1 rRNA gene is annotated in these 641 nt (G+C 56.6%); it reads left to right on the top strand.

Annotated features, from left to right (window positions below):
- Positions 1-641 (top strand): 23S ribosomal RNA (locus OK17_RS19670); the annotation flags it as partial.

The raw sequence follows: 641 nt of genomic DNA, 5'->3' as shown, positions 1-641 counted from the left end.
ACCAGGTGTGTGGGTGGGTAGGGGAGCGTCCTGCATCCGTGGAAGCCACAGAGTGATCTAGTGGTGGAGGGTGTGGGAGTGAGAATGCAGGCATGAGTAGCGAAAGAAGAGTGAGAAACTCTTCCGCCGAATGACCAAGGGTTCCTGGGCCAGGCTAATCCGCCCAGGGTGAGTCGGGACCTAAGGCGAGGCCGACAGGCGTAGTCGATGGACAACGGGTTGATATTCCCGTACCCGTGTATCCGCGCCCATGCTGAATCAGTTGTACTAACCATCCAGATCCCCCAGGAGCACCTTCGGGTGCCAAGTTGGGGTGATGCATGGGACCTTGGCTGGTAGTAGGCAAGCGATGGGGTGACGCAGGAAGGTAGTGGGGCCAGTCAGTGGTTGTACTGGTGTAAGCCTGTAGGGCGTGTTCTAGGCAAATCCGGAACACATTGAGCCTGAGAGGTGATGCGTAGCCGTTGCGGTGAATTCCATGATCCTATGCTGCCGAGAAAAGCCTCTAGTGAGTTGGTACACGGCCCGTACCCCAAACCAACACAGGTGGTCAGGTAGAGAATACTAAGGCGATCGAGAGAACTGTGGTTAAGGAACTCGGCAAAATGCCCCCGTAACTTCGGGAGAAGGGGGACCCAGAC

Source organism: Gordonia sp. GN26 (assembly GCF_054823965.1).
This window is presented reverse-complemented; position numbering and strand designations above follow the sequence as displayed.